Here is a 21545-nt window from a genome sequence, read left to right on the forward strand (position 1 = left end):
CGGTGATCCTAGGTCACGTCAATGCCCGGGACGCAAAAAACGGCTATGTTTCAATCAAAGTGTCACCTATGTGAATGCACTTTTTTGTAACCCATGTGGTTGTTCCGTACATAGGGCAAGGGCCTGGCTCGAGTAATCGACGTATGTCAGGCATTGCTCCTGCCTGTGTAGGACAAGACGCCTTTTGTCTCGAAAAGTTGATTTCATATAAGGTGCTGTACAAGAAAGCAGGGGACTCTCCCGCTCATCAACTTCCAAAATGCCTGAGTATCCAGCGTGCAAGCAACCCGCCTGACCCTGATGTGCCATGCGCGCACCGCCGCCCAGAAACAAGCACGCTTCGGGCTGGACGAACCGTTGGATGTGGCCTGGCTGGAGAAGCGTGCTGAGATAGGACGTGAATACCGGAACGTCCGCGGTCTGCTGTGCGGGCCGGAGCTGCGCACGCGCCAGACCGCCGCGTTGTTGGACAACGAGCCGCGGCTGGTACAAGCGTTGGCCGATTGTGACTTCGGTCGCTGGCGGGGATTGTCTGTCGATGAATTGCTCCAGACTGAGCCGCAACAGCTTCAAGCCTGGCGCGACGATCCGGATGCCGCGCCGCATGGTGGTGAATCCGTCTCCCGCTTGTGTCGCCGTGTCGGCGACTGGCTGGCCTCCCTGGAAAATACACCGGGCCACTGGCTGGCCGTCACCCATCCGTTCGTAATCCGTGCGGCCTTGATCAATGTCCTCGGGTGTCCTGCCGCCATGGTCAACCGGATCGACATTGAACCGCTTTCTGTCATCGACCTGCGGTTCAACCACGTCTGGCGGTTACGCGCTCAGGGGCCTGCCAGGGAGGTGCTGGAATGAAGAAATTATCAGTGATCGGCATCGGCGCTGGCGATCCGGACCACCTGACGATGCAGGCGGTGAAGGCCCTGAACCTGGTGGATGTGTTTTTCCTGATGGACAAGGGGCCTGCCAAGGACAAGCTGCTGGACCTGCGGCGTGACATTTGCCGACGCTACATCGTCGACCATCCCTACCGTTTCGTCGAAACCCATAGCCCTGAGCGCCAGCGCAACGACTTGGACTACACGATCAGTGTCGAGGCACTGAATCGTGCGAAGCAGGACACTTTCGAAAGACTGATCAATGAAGAGTTGTCTGACGGGGAGCGCGGCGGTTTCCTGGTGTGGGGCGATCCGGCGCTGTACGACAGTACCCTGCGTATCCTGCAGGCGATCCTTGACTCGGGACGTTGTGCTTTTGAATACGACGTGATCCCTGGCATCACCAGCGTCCAGGCCCTCGCAGCACGACACAAGGTGCCGTTGAATGACATTGGTGGCTCGCTGGAAATCACCACGGGCCGCCGGCTGGCGGCGGGGCAACTGGGCGATGCGGGCAGCGTGGTGGTGATGCTCGACGCCGAAGATGCGTATCGCCAGGTGAGCGATCCCGATACCCATATTTACTGGGGCGCCTACGTGGGAACGCCGGATGAGCAACTCATCGCCGGCCGGCTGGGCGACGTGGCCGACGACATCGAACGCACCCGCAAGGCGGCGCGGCAGGTCAATGGCTGGATCATGGATACTTATTTGTTGCGCAAGCGTTGATGCCCCCCTCGCCACAATAGTGCTTGGCAGATGCACCGAACTCACCCCCGCCCAAACCGCTCCCGATACACCGATGGCGCCAGCCCCACCACACTGCGAAACGCCACGCGGAAGCTTTCCACCGAACGGTAGCCGCACACCTGGGCGATGATGTCGGTGTTGTCCTCGGTGCTTTCCAGCAACTCCCGGGCCCGCGCCAGGCGTTCATGTTGCAGCCAAGCCTTGGGGGACACGCCACAGGCCTCGGTGAAGCGGCGCAGGAAGGTCCGTTCGCTCATGGCCGCATGGCTGGCCAGTTCGCGCACGCCCAGCGGTTCATGCAGACGTTCGCGGGCCCACTGCATGACGCCGGACAGGTCGCTGCGCGGTGTTCGGCTGACCGGCGAGGGAATGAACTGCGCCTGGCCGCCCGTGCGCTGCGTTGCAATGACCAGTCGACGCGCCACGGCGTTGGCGACTTGGGTTCCGAAATCACGTGCCACCAGATGCAGGCAGGCATCGATGCCTGCCGCGCTGCCAGCCGAGGTGATGACCTGGCCCGAATCGACGTAAAGCACATCGGGGTCTACGGCAATGGCGGGGTAGTGTTCGGCGAGTTCGTCGGTGTAGCGCCAGTGCGTCGTCGCGCCCAAGCCATCGAGCAGTCCGGTGGCCGCCAGGACGAAAGCCCCGGAGCAGATCGACAGCAAGCGGGCACCGCGGGCGTGGGCGCGACGCAGGGCCTGGAGCAGGGCATCGGGCGGTGGATCGCTGCGGCTGCGCCAGCCCGGCACGATAATGGTCCGGGCTGTGTCGAGCAGCTCCATGCCGCCATCGGCCAATACCTGGAAGCCGCCCATGGCGCGCAGTGGCCCGTCGTCGACGGCGACGATGCGGTGCTCATACCAGGGGAAATCGAACTCGGGCCGTGCCAGTCCGAAAATTTCCACGGCGACGCCAAATTCGAAGGTGCACAAGCCGTCATAAGCGAGGATTGCAACCAGGCCGGGGGTGGGCTGCATTGGCGGAAAATTCCCACAGAGTGTCGTGTGCGCCACTGTAGCGGTTCGCCTCGGGTGGATAAAGTCTCTTACAGCCCTTTCTGTCCCAGGAGACACACCGATGACCAGTCCCGTGCGTGAAGTACCTGCTGCCCCGTCCGATCTTGCCCTGCAACATTTCAGTCGTCGCCTGATGTTCGAAACCGATTGTTCCGACGTGCATGCCAGCCAAGCGGCAGGCGATGCCGATTTTGTGCTGGTGGATGTGCGTGGCCCGCTGGCCTACGAACGCGGGCATGTGCCAGGGGCGATCAATCTGCCAACCCGTACGCTCACCGCCCAGGCGCTAGCCGCTTATTCCAAGGCCACGTTGTTCGTGGTCTATTGCGCCGGGCCGCATTGCAACGGTGCCAACAAGGCCGCGGTGCGCCTGGCGACCCTGGGCTACCCGGTCAAGGAAATGATCGGTGGCGTCATGGGTTGGCTCGATGAGGGTTTTCGCCTGACCGGCTCGGTGGAACGCGTGGCGGAGAAGGCCATCAGCTGCGATTGCTGAGACTTTCTACGAGCCAGTTCAGCCAGTGGAGAGGGAGCATGCTCCCTCGCCACAGGCGCTTATCTGTCAGGACTATCCCAGACCCGATCGTCCTCAGCCAAGCCTGAGAATTTTTATAACTATTTGTCGCCTCAACATAATTCCCCGCCTGAGCGCCCCTCTAGACTCCGCCCACTTCGGTTTTTCGCTGACCGAACGCTGTGTCCGAACCTGCCAATAACATCAAGAAAACCTGCGCACTCAGGAGCAAAAATGAAGAAGCTAGTCATGTTCGGTGCCCTGGCACTGTCCGTGTTGTCCCTTTCGGCCGTGGCCGAAGACGCCAAGCCGATCCGCCTCGGGATCGAGGCAGGCTATCCGCCCTTTTCGATGAAGACCCCCGACGGCAAGCTGGCCGGCTTCGACGTGGACATCGGCGACGCGCTGTGCGAACAGATGAAGGTCAAATGCGCCTGGGTCGAGCAAGAGTTCGACGGGTTGATTCCAGCGTTGAAGGTCAAGAAGATCGACGCCATCCTGTCGTCGATGACCATCACCGACGACCGCAAGAAAAACGTCGACTTCACCATCAAGTACTACCATACCCCGGCGCGTTTCGTGATGAAGGAAGGCACCGACGTCAAGGATCCGCTGACCGAGCTCAAAGGCAAGAAAGTCGGTGTGCTGCGCGCCAGTACCCATGACCGCTTCGCTACCGAAGTGCTGGTGCCGGCGGGGATCAACCTGGTGCGCTACAGCTCCCAGCAGGAAGCCAACCTGGACATGGTCGCCGGTCGCCTCGACGCCATGCTGGCCGACTCGGTCAACCTCGACGAAGGTTTCCTGAAAACCGACGCTGGCAAGGGCTTTGCCTTCGTAGGGCCGACCTATGAAGATGCCAAATACTTCGGCGGCGGCGCCGGCATTGCGGTGCGCAAGGGCGATAAGGCCCTGGCCGAGAAATTCAACGCCGCCATCACCGAAATCCGCGCCAACGGCACCTACAAGAAAGTGCAGGACAAATACTTCGCCTTTGACGTCTACGGGCATTAATCGCTGAAGCAACCAGGTGGCCCGCCGTTGACCCGGCCGGCCACCTTTTTCATGGGCGATTGTTTTACCCTGCGCCTGTCGAAAACCGTTATCCGGGAGAGACTATGCAACGCATCGACCATATCCTGCCGTGGAGCCATTTAGGCACGGAGCGCCGGCTCAGTGTGTTTCGTTACGGCCACGGTCCGCGCAAGGCATACATCCAGGCCAGTTTGCACGCCGATGAACTGCCGGGCATGCGCACGGCCTGGGAGTTGAAACAGCGACTCAACGACCTTGAAGCCCAAGGGCTGCTCAAGGGCGTCATTGAGCTCGTGCCGGTGGCCAATCCCATCGGCCTTGACCAGCACCTGCAAAGTGCCCACATGGGGCGCTTCGAACTGGGCAGCGGCAAGAATTTCAACCGTTCCTTCGTAGAACTCAGCGCCCCGGTGGCGGAGCGCATCGGGGACCGCCTGGGGGATGATCTCGCTGCCAATATCACCTTGATCCGCCAGACAATGGTCGAGGTCCTCGATGACTTGCCCGCGGCGCCTTCGCAACTCGAAGGACTGCATCGGTTGTTGCTTCGCCATGCCTGCGACGCCGACGTCACCCTGGACCTTCATTGTGATTTCGAGGCCGCGATCCATCTGTATGCCTTGCCACAACAATGGCCGCAATGGCGCTCACTGGCTGCGCGGCTGAAGGCCAGGGTGGCGTTGTTATGCGAAGATTCCGGTGGCAGCTCGTTCGACGAGTCCTGCTCCACGCCCTGGTTGCGCCTGGCGAGGATTTTCCCGAATGCGGCCATCCCGGCGGCCAACCTGGCGACGACGTTGGAACTGGGCAGCATGAGCGACACCCGAGTCGATCAGGCCCGGGCCAATTGCGAAGCCATCCTTGGATTCCTGGCTGAACAGGGTTTTATTGGCGGCGACTGGCCGGCTGCGCCAGCGCAATGCTGCGAAGGTTTCCCGTTCGAGGGCACCCAATACCTGTTCGCGCCGCATCATGGCGTGGTGAGTTTTCTGCGCGAGGCGGGGGAGTGGGTTGAACGCGGCGATCCGCTGTTTGAAGTGGTCGATCCGTTGAATGACCAGGTAACCGTTGTTCGAGCCGGAACCAGCGGGGTACTGTTTGCCCTGGATCGCGGACGCTACACCCAGCCGGGCATCTGGCAGGCAAAAATCGCCGGGCGCGAGCCGATTCGCACGGGCAAATTGATCAACGACTGAGAAGTGCTGTCTACCTCACCGCACGGGTCGTTTACGTGCGGTTATCACTCAATGGAGGAAGACAGATGCTTAAAGCGTTCGCCCTGTTCATGCTGCTGGTATCCGCCGGCGTGCAGGCCCAACCTGCGCTGCACACGGACTTGCCGCTCAATTACCTGGCTCGCGCCGATGAGCAGGCCAGGAACCGGCCGCTGGTGATTTTCCTGCACGGTTCGGGCAGTAACGAAGAAGACCTGCTGTCGCTCGCAGACGAGTTGCCCAAGCACTACAACTACCTCTCGGTACGGGCCCCCAAGTCCATGGAACCGGGGCGCTACCAGTGGTTTGCCAAGAAAGGCGAGGGCGCCTATGACGGTGACACGTCAGACCTGAAGGCCAGCGGCCAGATGCTGTTGGATTTCATCGAAAAGGCCCGGGCCAAGTACCCCACTGATGCGAGCAGTGTGTACCTGGTGGGTTTCAGCCAGGGCGCGATGATGAGTTATGAAGTGGCGCTGCGACACCCCGAAGCCGTTGGCGGCATCGCCGCGATGGGCGGGCGCGTCCTGTCGGTGCTGCGGGCTGAGCTGACGCCAGACGAATCGCGGCGGGCGCTGGCCGTGTTCATCGGGCACGGCACGGCGGACCCGATCATTCCCTATCATGACGGCACCGACGCCGACACGTTTCTCAAGACCCTGGCTCTTGAGCCTGAATTTCACGCGTATCCGGGCCTCGGCCACAACATCAGCGCGCTGGAAGTGAAGGATCTAAGGGCCTGGCTGGAGCGGCTTAACCCATGAACGTCAGGCCCGTCACTTTCCGCTGACGATCTGCTTCACCAAAGCCTCGTGACCGGCGCTGTCGCTGGCCCTGGAAATGACCTGCACCACCGCCATGCGCGTACCGGAGGCGCCCAGCAAGGTCGTGTCGAGGGTTGGCCCGCCGCCCTGGATGGCGCGGGTGTCGAGCTGGCGCAGGCCCAGGCCGGAGGTTTTTAGGGTCAGGCTCTTTTCGCTCAGTATCTTGACGTCGGCCAGCGTCTTGTTTTTCTGGGCGGCGAAATCCGCCATGGAGGTGTCGAGGAACGTACCGTCATTATCCTTCACCGTTGTGCCATTGATCAGGGCGTTTTCGGCGGTGATCACCACCGTTCGGGTGGTGGCATTGCTGTACATCGTACCGGTCGCTCCGGCGGTGCCCTGGGCCGCGTCACCGGCGGACAGAGGGGTGGCGATGAAACCCTTGGGTAAGGTGAAGCTGAATTTGCCGCCGAGCATCGAAATCTTCTGGGCCGGCGCCTGCGCCGCGGCTTTGGGCTGAGCGGCCAGGGCAGGCAATACGACCAGGCTGGCGATCGCCGTAAGCAACAGGGTGGCGGCTTGTTTACGCAGCGATGACATTGAAACTCTCCACGGATGGTCGTGCTTGAGGGCCGATCATCCCATGGGCGTTGCCTCGGGTTCCAGCGCAAGACCGATTCCAATCGGGTCAAGTTCGATGGCGCCGCTCGCGATTTCAAGGACGATCCCAATACGGCACTTCGCCGAAACACTCCAGGAAAAAGTCGATCACCGTGCGGACCTTCACCGACAGGCGTCGGCTGCCGGGCCAGAGAATGGCGATCTGCTGGGGTTCGAGGCTGTTGGACGTTTCGTAATCTGCCAGGACCGGCACCAGCGTGCCGTTGCGCACGGCTTCGCCGATCAGCCACGACGGAAACATCACCAGGCCAAGGCCTTGCTCGGCGGCCTGGGTCAAGGTGTCGGCGTGGTTGCCAGTGATCGGTCCCCTGACGCTGTAGGGCGTCCAGGCTTGACCCGGCTTGCGGAAAAACCAACGTTGTTGACCGGCCACGCCTTTATAGGCAAGGCATTGGTGAGCGGCGAGGTCCTGAGGCTTGCGCGGCGTGCCGTGGCGGGCCAGGTAGGTGGGGCTGGCGGCAATCTGGAAACGGTGCGGCGCGACAATCCGCGCCTGCATGCCGGAGTCGTGCAGCGGGCCGATGCGAAAGAGCAGGTCGGCGCCTTCCTGCAGTGGGTCGATGTAACTGTCGGTCTGTTGGATATCCAATTGCAGCTTGGGGTAGCGTTCGCACAATTGGCCCAGCCATGGTGTCAGGTGACGTTGGCCAAACACCACGGGAGCGTTGATCCGCACCAGGCCCGCGGGTTCGCTGTGCTGTTCTTGCAGGGCCTGTTCAGCTTCCTCCAATTGGACCAGCACCAGGCGCGCATGATGCCCAAGCAGGCGGCCGGCTTCGGTGGGCGTGACAGCACGGGTATGGCGATACAGCAACTGCTGGTTCAGCGCCTGTTCCATCAACTGGATCTGCCGGGAAATCGAGGAGGGGGCCAGTCCTTCGCGCCGTGCCACTTCCGAAAAACTGCCGTGATCGAGCACCGCGACGAACAATCGTAGCGCCTTGAAACCCAAGTCGTTGAGGCCGTGCATGAGATGCGTCCGCTGTGCGTAGTGCGCAAAAGTGTTGTCGGGATGCTCCCATTTATCGCACATCGGCGCCAGCCGATAATAGCCGTCATCTCGTTTTCAGGCAGGTCATCCAATGCAATCAACCTCCACCAACGGGGCCGCGTCCATGACGACGGCCACACAACCACGAGCGTTCCTGCGCTGGCTATTGCTGCCGCTGGTCATCCTCGCAGGCATGGGCTTGTCGGTAGAAGCCGGGCTGTTGGGGCCGCTCGGTGTCCAGGTCGGTCATTTATGGGCAACGCTGAGCATCTTTGGCGTCGGCTCGGCGCTGTTGTTCCTGCTGCTGCTGTTCAGCGGTCCGCAACAAGGGCCGGCGCTGAACGAGCTTCCACGCTGGCAACTGATCGGCGGCTTGTTGGGGCCGATCTACGTGGTCGTGCTGACGCTGGCCACCCCGCATATCGGCGTCGCCATGACCATGATCGCGATCCTCTCCGGCCAAGTCGGCAAAAGCGTGCTGATTGACCATTTCGGTTGGTTCGGCACGAGCCGAAAGCGGGTCAACGGCGAGCGCTGGCTGGCATTGGCGTTGATTGTCGTGGCCCTTGTCCTGATTGCCCGAGGTTGATATGAGCGCATTCTTTTTATTGTTAGTGGTGGTCGCCGCCGGTGCGGTGTTGAGTGCGCAAGCGGCGGTCAATGGCCGCCTGGGCCAGACGGTCGGCGTGTTGCGCAGTAGCCTGCTGACCTTCGTCGTGGGCACCGTGGTCACGGGTCTGCTGATCGTCTTTTTCGAGCCGGCTCACGCGGTCAGCCTGCTGGACGTGCCCAAATGGCAACTGGGCGGCGCATTGTTCGGCGTCGTCTACATGATTGTCATGGTCGGGGCCGTGCCGCGCATCGGTACGGCGGTGGCAACGGTGGCAGTCATCACCGGGCAACTGGGCATGGGCATGCTGATCGACAACTTTGGCTGGCTGGGCAACCCGGCCATCGAGCTGTCCGCCAGCCGCCTCTTGGCCATGGCCTGCCTGGCACTGGCGCTGGTGTTCATGTACCGCAGCAATACGCGGCGCACCTGAACGGTTCAGGCGGGTTCGACGTCCAGTTGCAGGCTGTCATCGGCCAGGTGCTCGGTGCGTCGGACAATGCCACTGACGCGTCGGCCTTCGGCGCTGAACACCACGATTTGGGCTTTCGCCAGGTCTTCCGGCAGCGGTGGGCGTACATGCAGGGCAAACCATGGCGGCTCACCGTCATCGAGGCGCTTGACGTCGAATTGACAGTCGACGCTTTTGGTCTCGCGGCCGAACAGCGTATCGAGACCGTAATCAAGGTGGTTGCTGGCGGTTGGCATCGGCAATCTCCCGGGAAGAGTGTCTGGTTCTAATCAAGTGAGTCCTCCAGCGGCGGAAAAATTCCGTTGGATGGCCGGCGATCGATCGCGACGCGGGCGGTGAACGGTTGGCGTTGCTGGTAGAATCGCCCACCTTGACTTACGAGAGGTATGCCCATGAGCGAGCCGATTCGCCTGACCCAGTACAGCCACGGTGCCGGTTGCGGCTGCAAGATCTCGCCCCAGGTCCTGGAGGTGATTCTGGCCGGCAGCGGTGCGCAGAACCTTGACCCGCTGCTATGGGTGGGCAACGCCTCCCGTGACGATGCGGCGGTCTATGCCATCGACGAAGAGCGCGGCGTGGTCTCGACCACCGATTTCTTCATGCCCATCGTCGACGATCCGTTCGACTTCGGTCGCATCGCCGCCACCAACGCCATCAGCGACATCTATGCCATGGGCGGTGATCCGCTGATGGCCATCGCCATTCTCGGTTGGCCGGTCAATGTCCTGGCCCCGGAAATCGCCAGGGAGGTGATTCGTGGTGGTCGGTCGGTGTGTGACGAGGCGGGCATTCCCCTGGCCGGTGGACATTCGATTGACGCGCCGGAGCCGATGTTCGGCCTGGCGGTCACGGGCCTGGTGCAAAAGCGCCACATGAAACGCAACGACACCGCCACCGCCGGTTGCCTGTTGTACCTGACCAAACCGTTGGGCATCGGCATCCTCACGACCGCGGAAAAGAAAGGCAAGTTGCGCGCCGCCGACGTTGGCCTGGCCCGGGACTGGATGTGCACCCTCAACAAACCCGGCAGCCGTTTCGGCAAGCTCGACGGCGTGACGGCGATGACTGATGTCACTGGTTTCGGCTTGCTCGGGCATTTGGTGGAAATGGCTGACGGCAGCCAGCTCACCGCCCGCATTCGCTATGACGCGGTGCCGCGCTTGCCGGGGGTTGAGTATTATCTCGATCAGGGCTGCGTGCCGGGCGGCACGCTACGCAACTACGACAGCTACGCCAGCAAGGTCGGACGTGTCCAGGAACTGCACAAGCGCGTGCTGTGCGACCCGCAGACCAGCGGCGGCCTGCTGGTCGCCGTCACCCCCGAGGGCAACGAACAATTCCTCGCGGTTGCCGCCGAACTGGGTCTTGCGCTCGCGCCGATCGGTGAGCTGGTCGAGCGACAGAGCTACGCGGTCGAGGTGTCTTGATGCCCAACGACATTACCGATTACCGCGACATTTTTCTCAACGATCGTCCGATGATGGACACCCGCGCGCCCATCGAATTTCACAAGGGCGCGTTCCCCGGCGTGATCAATCTGCCCTTGATGACCGACATCGAGCGCCAACGTGTCGGCACCTGTTACAAACAGCAGGGCCAACAGGCTGCTATTGTCTTGGGCCACCAACTGGTATCCGGTGAAACCAAGGCCCAGCGCATCCAGGCCTGGGCAGATTTCGCCCGGTCCCATCCCGATGGAGTGTTGTATTGCTTCCGTGGAGGCTTACGCTCGCAAATCGTCCAGCAATGGCTCAAGGACGAGGCGGGCATCGACTATCCCAGGGTCGGCGGCGGCTACAAGGCCATGCGCACATTCCTGCTTGAAACGGTCGAGCAGGCCGCTGCCCAGTGCGACCTGGTCCTGCTGGGCGGCATGACCGGCACCGGCAAGACCGAAGTGCTGGCCCGACTGGACAATGCCCTTGACCTGGAAGGCTATGCCAACCATCGCGGTTCAAGTTTCGGCAAGCGCGCCACCGGGCAGCCATCCAACATCGATTTCGAGAACCTGTTGGCGGTGGATGTGCTGAAAAAGCGTGCCGCCGGCATCGAACAATTCGTGCTGGAAGATGAAAGCCGCATGGTTGGCAGTTGCGCCGTCCCATTACCTTTGTACCAGCGTATGCAGCAGGTGCCGATGGTTTGGCTTGAAGACAGCCTGGAGCGGCGGGTCGAGCGGATCCTGCGCGACTACGTGGTCAACCTGTGCGCCGAATTTATCGACGTGCATGGCGATGAAGGGTTCTCGCTGTTTTCCGAACGGCTGCTCGCGAGCCTGGACAATATTCACAAGCGCCTGGGTGGCGATCGTCATCGGCGATTGATGGACATCATGGAAGCAGCCCTGGCCGAGCAGGCCAGTACCGGCGCCGTCGACTTGCATCGCGGCTGGATCGACGGCCTGCTGCGTGAATATTACGACCCGATGTATGTGTTCCAGCGGGAGAAGAAGGGCGGGCGAATCGAATTTGCCGGAGAGCACGCGGCGGTATTGGCGTATTTGCGTGAGCGCGCTGCTCGGCAAGGATGAACTCGACGCTCATCATCCCGCCGAGCCGAAGCAGGCGCTGGCGGGCTCGTTTCCACGGGTGCTTTGCCCATGGAAACGGCCATCAGGTCAGGTCGGGCAAGTCTCTTGCCCGTTGTCCAGCCCTTGCTTGTAGCTTTGGCTGGTGAGGCTGGCCTTGCCGTTGTGCCAGGTCAGGGTCAGCACATACAGCGAATCGAAATCACTCGATGCCCAGTCATCGGTGATTGTCTGGCGCTTGCCCATCGCTTCACCCGCGACTTTATTGATCAGTTCCGGCAGGTAGCCGTGGGACCAGGCGGTGTAGATGGTGGAGTTGTGGTACTTGTCATGCAGCAACTCGTCAGCCAGGTCGCTGGTGTCGTTGGCCGAATATTCGATGTTCACCGGCAACCCGAGCTTGATGGCGCTGGGGCTGATGGTCATCAGCGGGCGAATATAGCTGTAGGAATTATCCAGCTCACCCTCTTCGACGTTTCGAGTCGGGTTGGCCGCGAACACATAGTCGGCCTTGCCGAATTTTTCCGGCAGCAGGGTCGCCAGGTCGATGGCCCGGTTCAGCCCCTGGCAATTGAGCTGGCCGAGCCCGCCGGCAGGTTTTTCGGCATGACGCAGGAACACCAGGGTCTGGACGCCATCGGCGGGCTGGGCGCGACTCACGCTGGACTCCAGCGACAGCACCAGGCCACAGGCCACAAGCAACGTCGGTAGCATCAACCACGAACGGCGTTTGAGGTAACCGGTGAATCTCTGTGAGGTCATCATGGAATAGGTGTCTTCGGTCTTCTCGATTCAGGCTGACAAACCTTGGCACCGCAGAGCTTGTGGCTCGGGTGTTTTCCATGTCGTTACGCCGCTTCGATTCCTCGGGGCACTTCTCTGAGTCCCTTTCTGCCCTTTGGTTCGATCCTGGCCGGCGCCATGCACTGTAGCGGCGTCCTCCGGCAGGTGGGGCGAATGTTAGCGACAGGATGTTGCGGTTTTAAGAACAGGCCGTCCGGTCCCTTGCAGGGGATCATGATTGAGGCACCAAAACCCCATCAGCTGATTTATGCTCCAGCTTTTCTGGCTGACACTTGGAATCCACCTCATGCCCGACCTGACCCCGTTTCCCATCACCCAAAAATGGCCCGCCCAATACCCGGAGTGGATCCAGCTCTACTCGCTGCCGACCCCCAACGGGGTGAAGGTCTCGATCATGTTGGAAGAGACCGGCCTACCCTACGAGCCGCACAAGGTCGACTTTGCCAGCAACGACCAGCTGTCCCCCGAATTCCTGTCCCTGAACCCCAACAACAAGATCCCGGCCATCCTCGACCCCCATGGGCCTGGGGATCAGCCGCTGGCGTTGTTCGAGTCGGGAGCGATCCTGATTTACCTCGCAGACAAGAGCGGCCAACTGCTGGCCCAGGAGTCGGCGGCGCGCTACGAGACGATCCAGTGGTTGATGTTTCAGATGGGCGGTATCGGTCCGATGTTCGGCCAGTTGGGCTTCTTCAACAAATTCGCCGGCAAGGACTACGAAGATAAGCGTCCCCGCGATCGTTACGCCGAGGAAAGCAAGCGCCTGCTCAAGGTGCTCGACGGGCGCCTGCAAGGGCGGGACTGGATCATGGGCGAGCGTTACACCATCGCCGATATCGCGACATTCCCGTGGGTGCGCAACCTGATCGGCTTTTACGAGGCCGGTGATCTGGTGGGCATCCACGATTTCCCCAACGTGACTCGGGTGTTGGAGCGGTTCCTGGCGCGCCCGGCAGTGGCGCGCGGCTTGAAGATTCCTGAGTGATGCCGCCGATGACCCGCCGATTCGATTTCAAGCAGTTGGATGTCTTCAGCGAGACGCCGCTCAAGGGCAATCCGCTGGCGGTGGTGCTGGGTGCCGATGGCCTCACCGATGAGCGCATGAGCGCTTTCGCCAACTGGACCAACCTCAGTGAGACCACGTTCCTGCTGGCGCCCCGGCACCCGGAAGCCGATTACCGGGTGCGTATATTCACAACAATGACCGAGTTGCCATTCGCTGGACATCCGACCCTTGGCAGCTGCCATGCATGGCTGGAGGCCGGAGGGGTTCCGAAAGGGCAGGAGATCGTGCAGGAGTGTGGCGTTGGGCTGGTGAGAATCCGCCGCAGCGATTACGGGCTGGCGTTCCTGGCGCCGCCCCTGGTCAAGTCCGGCCCGCTGGAAGCCGGATTGGTGGAACGGGTACGCAGTGGGCTTGGCCTGGCGGCCGAGGCGATTGTCGCCGCGCAATGGGTCGATAACGGCGCCGGCTGGCTGGCCTTGATGCTCAAGGACCGCCAGCAAGTCCTGGCATTGAAGCCCGATTATCATCAATTGCTGGATCTGGCCGTGGGCGTGATCGCGCCTTGGAACCCCGCCGTGGATGGCGACGCCGCGCAGTTCGAAGTGCGCGGTTTCATTGCCGGTGACGGCATGCCGGAGGATCCAGCCACGGGCAGCCTGAACGCCGGGCTCGCCCAATGGATGCTGGGCGAGGGTTTGGCGCCGTCCTCCTATGTGGTCAGCCAGGGGCTGACCATGGGCCGGGCCGGGCGGATTCATGTCGAGCAGATTGGCGAAGAAGTCTGGATTGGTGGCGCGGTGGTGACGTGCATCAATGGCTCGTTGACGTTGTAGGCGGATTATTGCGGCGCGGGTAATACTCTGTTCTGTTGCCGGCGTTTGTGCCCTGCCGGGTCAGGGCATAAGCTTTGCCTCGCGATCAATCGTCTACCCAGGAGTCCCATGTCCAGCCAGTTCCCCGAAGCGCGTCCACGCCGTCTGCGCCGCAACGCCAGCTTGCGCAGCCTGTTCCAGGAAACCGAGTTCACCTTGAACGACCTGGTGCTGCCTATATTTGTCGAAGAAGAAATCAGTGACTTCGTGCCGATCAAGAGCATGCCGGGCGTGGCGCGCATTCCGGAATCCAAGCTGGCCGGTGAGATTGAGCGGTACGCCCGCGCTGGCATCAAGTCGGTGATGACGTTTGGCGTTTCCCATCACTTGGACAGCGACGGTAGCGACACGTGGAGCGAGCGTGGCCTGGTCTCGCGCATGGCCGGAATCTGCAAGGATGCCGTGCCGGAAATGGTCGTGATGTCCGATACCTGCTTCTGTGAATACACCGATCATGGTCACTGCGGCGTCCTGCACGGCCACGAAGTGGATAACGATCGGACCTTGGTCAACCTCGGCAAGCAAGCCGTGGCGGCCGCACGCGCGGGTGCCGATGTCATCGCGCCGTCTGCGGCCATGGACGGGCAAGTCCAGGCCATCCGCAAGGCTTTGGATGACGCGGGCTTCAGCCAGACGGCAATCATGGCCTACTCGACCAAATTCGCCTCGGCGTTGTACGGCCCGTTTCGCGAAGCAGGCGGCAGCGCTTTGAAAGGCGACCGCAAAAGCTATCAGATGAACCCGATGAACCGTCGCGAGGCGCTGCGCGAGTCGTTGCTTGATGAACAAGAGGGCGCCGACGCACTGATGGTCAAGCCGGCCGGTGCCTACCTCGATATCATTCGCGACATTCGCCAGGCCTCGAACCTGCCGTTGTCGGCTTACCAGGTCAGCGGCGAATACGCGATGATCAAGTTCGCCGCCCAGGCTGGCGCCATCGACGAGGCTCGCGTGGTCCGGGAAAGCCTTGGCGCGATCAAGCGTGCCGGAGCAGACCTGATTTTCACCTATTTTGCGATGGACCTGGCGTTGAGTGGGATCTGACCCGACATCGCGTCCCATTGGATTTCTGCTGGCTTTTGATCGTATGGTTGCTCCCGAACACTGGATCTGACGGAGCACCATGCAATTCACTCGATTGATGATCAGTCTCACCGCACTGCTGGCACTGGCTGGCTGCGGCAGCCGACAGGTCCAAGAGCCTGAGCGCCAGCCAGCCGAAGTCAAGGCGCAGATCGTTCGGCTATTGCCGGCCAAGACTGCTGATCGGGAAGGCTGGGCCACGGACATCTATGTGGCGTTTTCGGCACAGCAGATCCCGGCCACGACGCAAAATATCTGTTCGGTGCTTGCCGTGACCGAACAGGAATCAACCTTCCAGGCCGACCCGGCTGTGCCGGGACTGGGTAAGATTGCCCGTCAGGAAATCGACCGTCGCGCGGCGAAAGTGCATATTCCCGGACTGCTGGTCAGCGGCGCGCTCCAGATGCGCTCGCCTAATGGCAAAAGCTACAGCGATCGACTCAATGCGGCGCGAAGCGAGAAAGAACTCAGCGCGATTTTTGATGACTTCATCAGCATGGTGCCGTTGGGCAAGACGCTGTTTGACGGCTTCAATCCGGTACACACGGGTGGGCCAATGCAAGTCAGCATCGCCTTCGCCCAGGCCAACGCGCGCGATTATCCCTATACGGTGGATGGCTCGATTCGTCGCGAAGTGTTCAGTCGTCGCGGCGGGATGTATTTCGGTATCGCGCACTTATTGGGGTATCCCGTCAGCTACACCGAGCCGTTGTACCGTTTCGCCGACTTCAACGCCGGGTGGTACGCCAGCCGCAACGCGGCTTTCCAGCACGCCGTGAGTCGCGCTTCGGGCATTTCCTTGGCCTTGGACGGTGATTTGATCCTCCCCGATTCGATCATGCCCGGCAGCACGGAACTGGCGGTGCGCACGTTGGGCAAGTCATTGGGGATGCGCAACCCGACCATTCGTAATCAATTGGAGTTGGGTGACAGCCTGGCGTTCGAGGACAGCAAACTCTACAAGGATGTGTTCGAATTGGCGGAAAAGGCTGAGGGCAAGCCGCTGCCCAGGGCGATATTGCCGGGCATTGTGCTCAAGAGCCCGAAGATTACCCGCAAGCTGACCACCGCCTGGTTTGCCAAACGAGTGGACGAACGTTACCAGCGGTGCATGGCGCGGTCTGCGGGTCGCTAACAGGATGAGTACGAAAAAGCCCGGCGGATAAGGCCGGGCTTTTAGTGGGGGGGCTTCAATGCTACCTGGGTTAGCGTGGCGAGCTGTCGTCCTCGCCACGGATCGTGTTGAACATTACGTGAGGCTTCCTCAGGTGCCGCAGTCAGGCAACTCATGCACGGTTCTGAGCCAGACGATCGGAGCCACCTTCAGCGACGCGGCGTTCCAGCAGGCGATCGGCACCGCCTTCGGCAACACGGTTTTCGATCAAACGATCGGAGCCACCTTCGGCAACGATCGGGTGGGAAGAGGCGGCGAATACGTTGGCTGCCAGAACCGAGAAAGCGACGCTGAGAATGATTTGGCGTTTCATGGTGGTGTGCTCCGGGGTTGCAGTTATTGGGTGTGGGCTCATTGTTGCGCCGGGCACTGATTGTGAGAACTTCATTGACGTGATGGTGAACATCGACAGCGGTGATAGCTGGTTGGCTGGCTGTCGGTCAGGTTGATGGAACATGAATAGGCAAGCGGGGCTCTACCGGCAGAATCCCTTCGCAGGAGGCAAACGACATGTATCAGTTATTCGGCCACAGCCAGTCCGGTTCCTCGGCCGTGGAGATTGCCCTGGCGCTGTGCGGCGTGCCTTACCGCCGGGTGGATACCTATTCGACTGAGGACGACGAGGCGGCAAAAGAGCTCGAGGCATTAAATCCGCAGAAGCAGGTCCCGACCCTGCAACTGGCGGATGGCTCGGTGCTGACCGAGGCGGCAGCGATTCTGATTCACCTGGGCTTGTCTTTTCCGGAATCGAAACTGCTCCCGGAAGACCCGGTCCGTCGCGCGCAAATCATCCGCGGACTGGTGTATATCGCCGCCAATTGCTACACGCCCATTGGCATCATCGATTTTCCACAACGCTGGCTGCCTGACGGCGACGAGGCTACCCAAGAGCGACTGGTGGCGGGCACGAAACAACGCTTGTATCGCAACTGGGCATTGTTTGCCGACCAGTTCCCGGCGACCCCTTTCCTTTGTGGGGCCGAGCCCGGGGCGCTGGATATCCTGGCGGCGGTGATCACCAAGTGGGTCGACACGCGCGAAGCGATGCTCAGCGCTCGCCCTGAGTTCTATGGCCTGCTGGAGCGCATCGACCACCATCCGCGGATCGCACCAGTGCTGTCATTGCATTGGCCGCAGTGATCAAGGGCATGCGTGACCAGAGGCGGCTTGCCTGACCAGGGCGACGAACTGCCGGACGTTGTTCTGATGGCTCTTCACCAAGTCGTCAATACTGCCCGCCGCCGGTGTCTGCAGGCTGCTGCGGCAGGTGAGGGTACGAACGTCGTCGCCAAGGTTGCGCAAACGCCATTGCACGTCCATGCGGGCATAGCGCCCAGGGATCGAGTCGAAGCGTTGTACATCTACCCGCAACAGCCGCTTCGGGGCCCCGGGGTTGCTCAGTTGTTCGTCAAGGCTGCTGCGAAGCTCATCTGGCAGGCTGGAACCCCACCATTCGGTTTCCAGGATGGCCAACCCGCTGTCGCCTTGGCGGATGACCATTTGGGTGCGATCTACCTGGGGAGGAACACTGACGTGCTCGATCTGGATGTCCTCGCTGGCGTGGGCCAAGCCGCCCGGCTGGGCCGGGCTCAGGGTGTGATAGTGGATAGGGTCGCTGCGGCAGGCACCGAGCAGCAACGCCAAGGCAATCAACGAGCATTTCAGCGTCAGCGGCATCAAGCGTGCTCCTGTGATCATTCTTTCACCGGAAAGGTCAGATTCTGCGCCGGAGCGTCCTTCGGACGACCGCGCAGCAGCGATTCAGGGTGACGGCTCAGGTAGTCGGACAGCTCGCGCAGCGATCGTGACATCCGCCCCAAGTCATCGAGGGTCTCGGTCAACTGTTCACGCTGGGGAGAGTCCTCGGCCAGGGTCGAGTTTGCCGATTGCAAGGTCTTGCTCACGTCCTGCAAGGTGTTTTGCACGCCCGGGAGGGTCTTGTTGTTGAATTGCGACAAGCCTTTGCGCAGCTCCACCAGGTTACCGTCCAGGTTGCTGGCGATGCTTTCCAGGGGCAGCTTGTTGATTCGCTCGACCACCGTCTGGAGTTGTTCCTGCAACTGCTGGAGGCTGCCGGGAATGGTCGGGATCCGGAGCGGCCGGGCGGAGGAGTCGAAGGCGACTTTTTCAGCCTTGGGGTAAAAATCCAGCGAAATGTACAACTGCCCGGTCAGCAGGTTGCCGCTGCGAGCCTGGGCGCGCAGGCCCCGTTCAACGAAACTGCCGACCAGGCGGGCAGCGGCGGCTTCGTCTTCCGGATCGTGGTTGAGCGACTTGAGCAGTTTTTCATGGGCCTTGCCGAGCAATTGTGGGTAGATCACGATTCCCACGTTGACGGGGAATGTGCGCTGTTTCTCATCGAAGTCCAGGTTCATGGCGACCACCCGGCCAATCTCGATCCCGAGGAACTCCACCGGTGCGCCGACGCGCAAGCCACGCAAGGCCTGGTCAAAGCGCAGGGCCAGGTATTGCGCCTTGCCACTGGGCGGCGCCAGGGCGCTCTCCTGGTCGGCGAACAGCTCGAAGTTCTTGCTTTCGGCAGCGGGTATATCGTTGGGGCTGTATTCCGGAGCCCGGAAGGCAATGCCGCCAACCAGCAAGGCGGAAAGGGACTCGGTCTTGACCGCGAAACCATTGGCGCCGACGTTGACGTCCACGCCGCTGACGTTCCAGAACCGGGTGTTCTCGGTGACGTAGGCATCGTTTGGCGCGTTGATGAACACTTCGATGTTGACGCCTTTGCCATCGGCGTCGAGTGCGTAGGACACCACTTGGCCCACCGGAATCTTGCGCAGGTACACCGGCGAGCCGATGTCCAGCGAGCCGAGGTCCTGGGAGTGCAGGGTAAAGCGCTTGCCCGGTTCGCCGTAGGTGATCGGCGGCGGCGCCTCCAGGCCGGTAAAGGCTTTGGCGCGCACCTTCGAATGCCCGGCGTCGGCGCCGATGAAATCCCCCGAGAGCAAGGTGTCGATCCCGGAAATCCCGCCCGCGCCGATGCGCGGCCTCACCACCCAGAACACCGAGTCTTCGTGGGTAAAGGTGTCGGCAGTCTTGGCCAGCTTGACCGTGGCAGTGACGTTTTTCTGATCGTCGCTCAGTTGCACGTCGGTGACCTGGCCGATCACCACATTGCGGTATTTGACCGGGGTCTTGTTGGCGGTCAGGCCTTCACCTGTCTTGAAGGTGATAGTGATGGTCGGCCCTTCCTGCAGCCAGTTGTGGACCACCAGGGATACGCCCACCAGCACCGCGATGATCGGCACGATCCACACCAGCGAGACCGACCAACGACGGGTGGTGACATGGGCACGGCCCGGTGTGGGCTGTCCGTCAGTGGCTTGCGACTTCATCCACGAGCTCCTCGCAGGGTTGGGTATCCCAGATCAGCCGTGGGTCGAAACTCATGGCCGACAGCATGGTAAACAGCACCACGAGGCCGAAGAACAGAATTCCCGGTCGCGGTTCGATGTCGCTCAGGGCCTGGAACTTCACCAGCGCCGCCACCAGGGCCACCACCAGCACGTCAAGCATCGACCAGTAGCCGATGATCTCGACCAGCCGGTACAGCTTGGCGCGCTGGACCTGGGCCCAGTTGCTGCGGCGTTGCACGGTCACCAGCAAGAGCGTCAGCACGACGAACTTGATGCCGGGGACCGCGATGCTGGCGATGAAGATGATCAGCGCGATGTCCCAGGCACCACTGTGCCAGAACTCGAGGACGCCGCTGATGATAGTGCTGTCCGCGCCGTCGCCGAGCATCTGGGTATTCATGACCGGTAGCAGGTTGGCCGGGATGTAGAACACCAGCGCCGCCAGCATGTAGGCCCAAGTGCGGGTGAGGGTATCGGGTTTGCGCCGGTGCAGGGCGGCATCGCAGCGCGGGCAGGCCTCGGGCTCGTTGGTCATGTCGCAGGCCAGGCCGCAGCTGTGGCACAGGCACAGGTTGAAATCCCTGGCTCGGGGCGGGTTTTCCCGCAGTGTAGCGTTCACAGGCTGTCCCATAGGTCGCGGACATCACGACCGGCAATACGGATCATCAGCAGGCTCAAGGCGGCCAGGGCGAACAGGCCGATGCCCGGCAGCACGTCGAGCAACCCGGCAAGCTTGATGACGGCTACCAGCGCACCCAGCAGGCACACCTCCAGCATGCTCCACGGTCGCAGGGTTTCCAGGCTGCGCATGCACAGGTTGAAGGCGGGTGCCCGTCGATTGGCATGGGCGTAGCCCAATACCCATAGCAACAGCGCAAGTTGGAGGGCGGGAGCAATGATGATGGCGACCGCAGCCACCAGGGCGATGAAGGTGATGGGTCCCTGGCTCAGGGCCAAGACGGAATCCCACAACGTAGCGCTGTTGCTCAGGCCCTGGAGCCGGATGCTCATCACCGGATACACATTGGCGAAGGTCCACAGCACCGCCGCAGTGATGCTCAAGGCCAGGCGCTGTTCAATGCTCAGGCCGTTGTACCGCTGGATCACCGCGTGGCATTGCAAACACATGGCTTTTTGATGCGGGACCAGCGCAACCGGCTCGTATACCGCATCGCAATGCTCACAAATGATCAGTCGGTCGGTAACGGCCATGGGGATGCTCGGCAGGGACAACTCCTTCAATATAGAAGTGAGTTGGAAATGAGCAACCCGTCCGCGCCAATCATTCGCCGCGAATGTATTGCTCCAGTTGTCTGATCAGGTCCGCCTGCTCGGCAATGGCTTCCTTGACCAAGTCACCAATGGACAACAGGCCGACCAGCTTGCCGTCCTCCACCACCGGCAAATGCCGCAGGTGTTTATCGGTCATGATGCTCAGGCAAGTCTCGACGGTTTGGTGAGGATCGATGGTGATGACCGGCGAAACCATGATGTCACTGACTTTCGTGCCCACCGAGGAGCGGCCATGCAAGACCATTTTGCGTGCGTAGTCGCGCTCGCTGATGATGCCCAGCACTTCGTCGTTTTTTACTACCAGCAGGGCGCCGACGTTTTTTTCGGCCATGCGCATCAGCGCCTGCAGCACCATGTCGTCCGGTGAAATGGTATGCACTTGCTGGTTCTTCTCGTCTTTTATCCGGAGCAACTGCGCGACGGTTTTCATGGGTGGCCTCGGGTAGCGTTTTTGCGGGTGGTTTAAGAATCGTAGACCCAACGGCGC

Annotated in this window: 25 protein-coding genes and 1 pseudogene; 15 read left to right on the plus strand and 11 right to left on the minus strand. The window is 61.4% G+C overall.

Annotation, left to right across the window (positions count from 1 at the left end; all coding sequences use genetic code 11):
• The first annotated feature begins 276 nt into the window (after positions 1–276).
• Both HU762_RS20905 and cobF read left to right on the plus strand, forming a co-directional pair.
• Positions 277–855: a histidine phosphatase family protein gene (locus tag HU762_RS20905; protein WP_186640235.1), complete on the plus strand. Its 579-nt coding sequence runs from the start codon at positions 277–279 to the stop codon at positions 853–855.
• Positions 852–1607 (plus strand): precorrin-6A synthase (deacetylating), encoded by a 756-nt coding sequence (gene cobF, locus HU762_RS20910; RefSeq protein WP_186640237.1) that lies wholly within the window; start codon positions 852–854, stop codon positions 1605–1607. The genes HU762_RS20905 and cobF overlap by 4 nt, the downstream gene beginning before the upstream one ends.
• Positions 1608–1648: 41 nt before the next feature.
• Here cobF and ftrA read toward each other — a convergent pair whose 3' ends face one another.
• Positions 1649–2608 (minus strand): transcriptional regulator FtrA, encoded by a 960-nt coding sequence (gene ftrA, locus HU762_RS20915; protein WP_186640239.1) that lies wholly within the window; start codon positions 2606–2608, stop codon positions 1649–1651.
• Positions 2609–2708: 100 nt separating this feature from the next.
• Here ftrA and HU762_RS20920 point away from each other — a divergent pair, with 100 nt between their 5' ends.
• The 4 genes from HU762_RS20920 (at position 2709) to HU762_RS20935 (ending at position 6174) form a co-directional block, all read left to right on the plus strand.
• Positions 2709–3143: a rhodanese-like domain-containing protein gene (locus tag HU762_RS20920; RefSeq protein ID WP_186609717.1), complete on the plus strand. Its 435-nt coding sequence runs from the start codon at positions 2709–2711 to the stop codon at positions 3141–3143.
• 252 nt (positions 3144–3395) lie between these two features.
• Positions 3396–4175 (plus strand): ABC transporter substrate-binding protein, encoded by a 780-nt coding sequence (locus HU762_RS20925; protein ID WP_186640241.1) that lies wholly within the window; start codon positions 3396–3398, stop codon positions 4173–4175.
• A gap of 104 nt (positions 4176–4279) precedes the next feature.
• A complete protein-coding gene (locus HU762_RS20930; RefSeq protein WP_186640243.1) occupies positions 4280–5392 on the plus strand; it encodes a M14 family metallopeptidase in 1113 nt (370 codons plus the stop codon).
• A gap of 65 nt (positions 5393–5457) precedes the next feature.
• The gene (locus tag HU762_RS20935; protein WP_186640245.1) at positions 5458–6174 is read left to right on the plus strand and encodes an alpha/beta fold hydrolase; all 717 of its coding nucleotides are present in this window, start codon (positions 5458–5460) and stop codon (positions 6172–6174) included.
• A gap of 12 nt (positions 6175–6186) precedes the next feature.
• On the opposite strand, the gene HU762_RS20940 is transcribed toward HU762_RS20935, so the two are convergent.
• Together HU762_RS20940 and HU762_RS20945 are read right to left on the minus strand one after the other, a co-directional pair.
• Positions 6187–6774 carry a hypothetical protein gene (locus tag HU762_RS20940; protein WP_186640247.1) on the minus strand — a complete coding sequence of 196 codons (588 nt, stop codon included), beginning with the start codon at positions 6772–6774 and terminating at the stop codon, positions 6187–6189.
• A gap of 115 nt (positions 6775–6889) precedes the next feature.
• The gene (locus HU762_RS20945; protein ID WP_186640249.1) at positions 6890–7825 is read right to left on the minus strand and encodes a LysR family transcriptional regulator; all 936 of its coding nucleotides are present in this window, start codon (positions 7823–7825) and stop codon (positions 6890–6892) included.
• 112 nt (positions 7826–7937) lie between these two features.
• Here HU762_RS20945 and HU762_RS20950 point away from each other — a divergent pair, with 112 nt between their 5' ends.
• Positions 7938–8435, plus strand: coding sequence for a DMT family transporter (locus HU762_RS20950; protein WP_186640251.1), 498 nt, complete (start codon positions 7938–7940; stop codon positions 8433–8435).
• Position 8436: 1 nt separating this feature from the next.
• Positions 8437–8889 (plus strand): DMT family transporter, encoded by a 453-nt coding sequence (locus HU762_RS20955; protein ID WP_186640253.1) that lies wholly within the window; start codon positions 8437–8439, stop codon positions 8887–8889.
• A gap of 5 nt (positions 8890–8894) precedes the next feature.
• Here the strand turns inward: HU762_RS20955 and HU762_RS20960 are convergent, their stop codons facing one another.
• On the minus strand, positions 8895–9164 hold the full coding sequence (locus HU762_RS20960; protein WP_186640255.1) for a hypothetical protein: 270 nt from the start codon (positions 9162–9164) through the stop codon (positions 8895–8897).
• Positions 9165–9320: 156 nt separating this feature from the next.
• Between HU762_RS20960 and selD the strand changes: the two genes are divergently transcribed.
• Together selD and mnmH are read left to right on the plus strand one after the other, a co-directional pair.
• Positions 9321–10355 (plus strand): selenide, water dikinase SelD, encoded by a 1035-nt coding sequence (gene selD / locus HU762_RS20965; RefSeq protein ID WP_186640257.1) that lies wholly within the window; start codon positions 9321–9323, stop codon positions 10353–10355.
• Entirely contained in the window at positions 10355–11458 is a 1104-nt protein-coding gene (mnmH, locus tag HU762_RS20970) for a tRNA 2-selenouridine(34) synthase MnmH (RefSeq protein ID WP_186640259.1), read from the plus strand. Before selD ends, mnmH begins: the two co-directional genes overlap by 1 nt.
• An 87-nt stretch (positions 11459–11545) precedes the next feature.
• Here the strand turns inward: mnmH and HU762_RS20975 are convergent, their stop codons facing one another.
• Positions 11546–12220, minus strand: a complete 675-nt coding sequence (locus tag HU762_RS20975) for a histidine phosphatase family protein (protein ID WP_186640261.1) — start codon at positions 12218–12220, stop codon at positions 11546–11548.
• A gap of 325 nt (positions 12221–12545) precedes the next feature.
• Between HU762_RS20975 and HU762_RS20980 the strand changes: the two genes are divergently transcribed.
• From HU762_RS20980 to HU762_RS20995, 4 genes are all read left to right on the plus strand, one after another.
• Positions 12546–13244: a glutathione binding-like protein gene (locus HU762_RS20980; RefSeq protein WP_186640263.1), complete on the plus strand. Its 699-nt coding sequence runs from the start codon at positions 12546–12548 to the stop codon at positions 13242–13244.
• Between the two features lie 8 nt (positions 13245–13252).
• On the plus strand, positions 13253–14098 hold the full coding sequence (locus HU762_RS20985; protein WP_186640265.1) for a PhzF family phenazine biosynthesis protein: 846 nt from the start codon (positions 13253–13255) through the stop codon (positions 14096–14098).
• 108 nt (positions 14099–14206) lie between these two features.
• Positions 14207–15181, plus strand: a complete 975-nt coding sequence (gene hemB, locus HU762_RS20990) for a porphobilinogen synthase (protein WP_186640267.1) — start codon at positions 14207–14209, stop codon at positions 15179–15181.
• A gap of 79 nt (positions 15182–15260) precedes the next feature.
• Complete coding sequence (locus HU762_RS20995) at positions 15261–16355, plus strand: DUF1615 domain-containing protein (protein ID WP_186640269.1); 1095 nt, start codon at positions 15261–15263, stop codon at positions 16353–16355.
• A 157-nt stretch (positions 16356–16512) separates the two neighbouring features.
• Here HU762_RS20995 and HU762_RS21000 read toward each other — a convergent pair.
• Positions 16513–16707, minus strand: a pseudogene (locus tag HU762_RS21000) (hypothetical protein); the annotation flags it as partial.
• A gap of 197 nt (positions 16708–16904) precedes the next feature.
• Here HU762_RS21000 and HU762_RS21005 point away from each other — a divergent pair.
• Positions 16905–17534 carry a glutathione S-transferase family protein gene (locus HU762_RS21005; RefSeq protein ID WP_186640271.1) on the plus strand — a complete coding sequence of 210 codons (630 nt, stop codon included), beginning with the start codon at positions 16905–16907 and terminating at the stop codon, positions 17532–17534.
• Here HU762_RS21005 and HU762_RS21010 read toward each other — a convergent pair whose 3' ends face one another.
• The 5 genes from HU762_RS21010 to HU762_RS21030 all read right to left on the minus strand — a co-directional run bounded on the left by HU762_RS21010 (position 17535) and on the right by HU762_RS21030 (position 21488).
• Entirely contained in the window at positions 17535–18071 is a 537-nt protein-coding gene (locus tag HU762_RS21010; protein WP_186640273.1) for a PqiC family protein, read from the minus strand. It abuts the gene before it with no gap.
• A 17-nt stretch (positions 18072–18088) separates the two neighbouring features.
• Complete coding sequence (locus HU762_RS21015) at positions 18089–19744, minus strand: MlaD family protein (RefSeq protein ID WP_186640275.1); 1656 nt, start codon at positions 19742–19744, stop codon at positions 18089–18091.
• Positions 19725–20396 (minus strand): paraquat-inducible protein A, encoded by a 672-nt coding sequence (locus HU762_RS21020; RefSeq protein ID WP_186640277.1) that lies wholly within the window; start codon positions 20394–20396, stop codon positions 19725–19727. The genes HU762_RS21015 and HU762_RS21020 overlap by 20 nt, the downstream gene beginning before the upstream one ends.
• Complete coding sequence (locus HU762_RS21025) at positions 20381–20977, minus strand: paraquat-inducible protein A (protein WP_186640279.1); 597 nt, start codon at positions 20975–20977, stop codon at positions 20381–20383. The genes HU762_RS21020 and HU762_RS21025 overlap by 16 nt, the downstream gene beginning before the upstream one ends.
• Positions 20978–21047: 70 nt before the next feature.
• Positions 21048–21488: a CBS domain-containing protein gene (locus HU762_RS21030; RefSeq protein ID WP_186640281.1), complete on the minus strand. Its 441-nt coding sequence runs from the start codon at positions 21486–21488 to the stop codon at positions 21048–21050.
• Positions 21489–21545: the final 57 nt, after the last annotated feature.

The organism is Pseudomonas sp. SWRI92 (assembly GCF_014268685.1).
Classification (GTDB): domain Bacteria; phylum Pseudomonadota; class Gammaproteobacteria; order Pseudomonadales; family Pseudomonadaceae; genus Aquipseudomonas; species Aquipseudomonas marvdashtae.